Here is a 4481-nt window from a genome sequence, read left to right as displayed (position 1 = left end):
CGGGATGTGGCCATGCGCGAGTTGTGCCCGAAGGCGCAGAACATATTCAGTAATTTGGCTCAATCAGCTGAAAACCAGATTTTTGCCGATTTCTAAAAATCCGCCGTGACTTCGAGGTTCTTCATTGATCGCCCCCTTGACCGGTGGGAATCGCGGCCCACCTTCGGCCATGTCACGAACGATATTGTTGATCGGCGGAAACTCGGGGATCGGGTTGGCCACGGCGCGCTTGTTGCAGGCGCAGGGAGATTCGCTTGTCGTCGCCGCCCGCAGCGCCGGACCGCTGGAGGAAACGGGCGTTCCCGTGCAGCCCTTCGACGCGCTCAAGCCCGGGCCGCTCGAGCTGCCGCCGGTGCTCGACGGCCTCGTCTATTTCCCAGGCAGCATCACCCTCAAGCCGTTCCACCGGCTCACACCGGAGGATTTCCTCAATGACTATCAGATCAACTGCCTCGGCGCGGTCGCCGCGCTCCAGGCCGCGCTGCCAGCCTTGAAAGCCGCGCCTTCCGCCTCGGTGGTGCTGTTTTCCACCGTCGCCGTCGCGCAGGGACTCCCTTTCCACGCCTCCATCGCCGCCGCCAAGGGCGCGGTGGAAGGGTTGGTCCTGTCACTCGCCGCCGAGCTGGCACCGCGCATCCGGGTGAACGCGATCGCCCCCTCGCTCACCGACACCCCGCTCGCCGGAAACCTGTTAAACTCCGACGTGAAAAAGGAAGCCGCCGCCAAACGCCACCCGCTCCAACAGGTCGGCGACCCCGAGGACACCGCAAAACTCGTCGCATTCCTGTTATCGGATGCCGCCAAGTTCATGACCGGACAGGTCCTCCGACCAGACGGTGGACTTTCCTCCATCCGCACCTTTTAACTGCTTCATGGAACTTGAACGAAAACTCGAAATCCTCGCCGACGCCGCGAAATACGACGCCTCCTGCGCCAGCAGTGGTGCCGCGCGCAAAGACTCGCGTGGCGGCCAGGGTGTCGGATCCACCGGCGGCGCGGGCATTTGCCACTCCTACACGCCGGACGGTCGCTGCGTTTCCCTGCTCAAGGTCCTTCTAACGAACACCTGCATCTACGATTGTCACTACTGCATCAACCGCCGCTCCAGCAACGTCCGGCGCGCAAGGTTCACCCCCGAGGAAGTGGTGAAAATCACCCTCGATTTCTACAAGCGCAACTACATCGAAGGCCTCTTCCTCAGCAGCGGCATCATCCGCAGCGCCGACCACACGATGGAGATGGTCATCGATGTCGCCCGCAAGCTGCGCGTGGATCATCACTTCCGCGGCTACATCCATCTGAAAACCATCCCAGAAGCCTCGCCCGCCCTGATCGAAATGGCGGGACGCTACGCCGACCGCATCAGCATCAACATCGAGCTGCCCACCGAGCAAAGCGTCGCCAAGCTCGCTCCGGAGAAAAACCTCGCCCGCACCCAGGATGCGATGGCCCACATCCGGACCAAAATCGACGAACGCTTCGCCGAAAAAACCAAGCCCGGAGCCCCCAAACCGCCGCCCTTTGCCACCGGCCAGAGCACCCAGATGATCGTTGGCGCGGATGACTCCACGGACTCCGTCATCCTGCGGCGCGCGGACACGCTTTACACCGGCTTCAAGCTCCGCCGCGTCTATTACTCCGGATTCAGTCCCATCCCCGAACCTTCGTCGCTGCTGCCCATCAAGGCCCCGCCGCTCGTGCGCGAGCACCGTCTCTATCAGGCGGATTGGCTGCTGCGCTTCTACGGCTTCAAGGTGGATGAAATCACCACCGCCGCCGCGCCGAATCTCGATCTCGCACTCGACCCCAAACTCTCCTGGGCCCTGCGCAACCGCGAGTCTTTCCCCATCGACGTCAACCGCGCCTCCCGCGAGCAACTGCTGCGCATCCCCGGCCTCGGCGTGAGAAATACGGAGCGCATCCTCAACGCCCGTCGCTTCACCCGCCTCCGCCTCGCCGATCTGGTTCTGCTGCGGCTCTCGATGAAAAAGATCCTGCCCTTCATCATCGCCGCCGACCACACCCCGACTCTGTTGGGACTTGATAGCGATACACTGAGGCTGCGCTTCCTGCCGCCGCCGAAACAACTCGAACTCGACTTCGACGCCCCCAAACCCGCGCCCGAGGATTTCCAATCCGTGCGCTCCGGCGAGATCTGACCATGCGCACCGTCCTCATCCAGCCCCAGTTTGAATCGTGGCGGGACGCCGCGAGGGACTTGCTCTCACGCCGCGTGCCGCCCGGTGAAATCCTGTGGTCCGATGACACCCGGGAAGCCCCGCTCTTCGCCACGGATGAAGCCCCCTCGCCACCCGGCCCGGTGCCCAAGGTTTCCGCGACGTTTCTCGACATCGCGCGCAGCGCCTCCGCCCACGTTGATCCGCGGCGCTGGGGGCTTCTCTATCAGCTGCTCTGGCGCATCACCCACGGAGGGGAAAAACACCTACTGATGATGCCCACGGATCCCGATGTCCGGCAGGTCCAGCAATGGTGCAAGTCGATCGGCCGGGACATTCACAAGATGCACGCCTTCGTGAGATTCCGCCTCGTCGGCACGGACGAGGCTACCGGGCGCGAGCAATTCGTCGCGTGGTTCGAGCCGGAAAACCGCATCGTGCGGCTCGCCTCGCCGTTTTTCCAGAAACGATTCGCCAGCATGGACTGGTCGATCCTCACGCCTTACGAATGCGCCCACTGGGATGGCAGCTCGTTGTTTTTCACCCCCGGCGTGCCTCGGGAAGCCGCGCCTGATGAGGACGCGCTCGATGAGCTCTGGCGCACGTATTACCGCAGTATCTTCAATCCCGCGCGGCTCAAGGTGAACGCGATGCAGTCCGAGATGCCCAAGAAATATTGGAAAAACCTGCCGGAAGCCTCACTCATCGCCGAACTCATTTCCGGCAGTCGCAAGCGCGTGCAAACGATGCTCGAAACCGAGGAGCGCCCGGTCAAACCCGCACCACAAAACGCCTATCTCGAGTCACTGCGAAAAATGAATGAAGCGGCGGCGCGGGAAGAGCCGCAATCCCCATGAAAGGCGTGAGGAAACAACACCTGCCGGAGAAAACCTGCGCGTCCTGCGGCCGGCCGTTCGCCTGGCGCAAAAAATGGGAGCGGGTCTGGCAGGACGTGAAGTTCTGCAGCGACCGCTGCCGCACGAACAAGACATCCCACAAAACAACCTGAGTCTCCGGTATTCATGGAAATCACCCTCATCTATCCCCACCAACTCTTCGCCAGCCACCCGGCGATCGCGAAGGGCCGCGCCATCTATCTGATTGAGGACCCGTTGTTCTTCGGCAACGACGCGCACTGGCCCGCGGCGATGCACCAGCAGAAGCTCATGCTGCACCGCGCATCCATGAAGGCCTACGCCACCGAACTCGAAACGCATGGACACCCGGTCCAATACATCGAGGCCTTCGACAAGCTCAGCCTGCCCGCGCGGACCAAGAGAATCCACCTCGCCGATCCGGCGGACGACGTGCTGATGCGGCGGGTGAAACGTCTCGCCGAAAACCACGGCGCGGCCGTCGTCGTCCACGCCTCCCCGAATTTCCTCAGCCCGCCCGATTTCCTGGCAAGACACATCGCATCGAAGAAGAAGCCGTTCATGGCGAAGTTCTACGAAGCCCAGCGCAAGCGCATGGAAATCCTGATTGAAAGCGATGGCGCCCCCACCGGTGGCAAGTGGTCCTTCGATACGGAAAACCGCGCGAAACTCCCGAAAAAACATGTCCCGCCCGTGGAGCCGCGCTGCCCCGGCAATGCCTTCACCCGCGAGGCTGCGGACTATGTTTCCAAACATTTCCCAAACCACCCGGGCTCCTTGAAACGCTTCCGCTGGCCCGTCACCCGCAAGGACGCGGAAACCTGGCTGGACCGGTTCATCGACGAGCGCCTCGAAAACTTCGGCCTCTACGAAGACGCGATCTCCACCGGACACGCCACTCTCTATCACTCCGCCATCACCCCGGCGCTCAACGTCGGCCTGCTTGATCCGCAGGACGTGATTGACCGCGTGATGGCCAGGTCCGGGACCGTTCCCATGAACTCGCTGGAAGGCTTCGTCCGCCAGGTCATCGGCTGGCGTGAGTTCATGCACGGCATCTATCGGCACCGCGGGACGGAGATCCGCAACGGCAATTTCTGGAACTTCGACCGTCCCCTGCCCCGCTCGTTCTACGACGCCACCACCGGCATCCCGCCCGTGGACCGCGTGATCCGCCAACTGCTGGACGACGGCTACTGCCACCACATCGAGCGGCTGATGGTGCTCGGGAATTTCATGCTGCTCTGCCGCATCCGGCCGGACGACGTCTATCGCTGGTTCATGGAGATGTTCGTGGACTCGTACGACTGGGTGATGGTCCCTAACGTCTATGGCATGTCCCAGTTTGCCGACGGCGGCACCTTCACCACCAAACCCTACCTCTCCGGCTCCAACTACATTTTGAAAATGTCCGACGAGCCGAAAGGCC

Annotated in this window: 5 protein-coding genes; all 5 read left to right on the top strand. The window is 62.4% G+C overall.

What is annotated here, in order from left to right; genetic code table 11:
- Nucleotides 1-169: 169 nt before the first annotated feature.
- A complete protein-coding gene (locus AC4DF4_RS17950) occupies nucleotides 170-865 on the top strand; it encodes an SDR family NAD(P)-dependent oxidoreductase (protein WP_490049476.1) in 696 nt (231 codons plus the stop codon).
- 7 nt (nucleotides 866-872) lie between these two features.
- Nucleotides 873-2159, top strand: a complete 1287-nt coding sequence (locus AC4DF4_RS17945) for a putative DNA modification/repair radical SAM protein (protein ID WP_490049475.1) — start codon at nucleotides 873-875, stop codon at nucleotides 2157-2159.
- Nucleotides 2160-2161: 2 nt separating this feature from the next.
- Nucleotides 2162-3034 (top strand): TIGR03915 family putative DNA repair protein, encoded by an 873-nt coding sequence (locus AC4DF4_RS17940; protein WP_490049474.1) that lies wholly within the window; start codon nucleotides 2162-2164, stop codon nucleotides 3032-3034.
- On the top strand, nucleotides 3031-3186 hold the full coding sequence (locus AC4DF4_RS17935; RefSeq protein ID WP_490049473.1) for a DUF2256 domain-containing protein: 156 nt from the start codon (nucleotides 3031-3033) through the stop codon (nucleotides 3184-3186). Before AC4DF4_RS17940 ends, AC4DF4_RS17935 begins: the two co-directional genes overlap by 4 nt.
- Nucleotides 3187-3199: 13 nt before the next feature.
- On the top strand, nucleotides 3200-4481 hold a 1282-nt coding region (locus AC4DF4_RS17930; protein ID WP_490049472.1), incomplete at its 3' end, for a cryptochrome/photolyase family protein.

The organism is Luteolibacter sp. (genome assembly GCF_058122085.1).
This window is presented reverse-complemented; position numbering and strand designations above follow the sequence as displayed.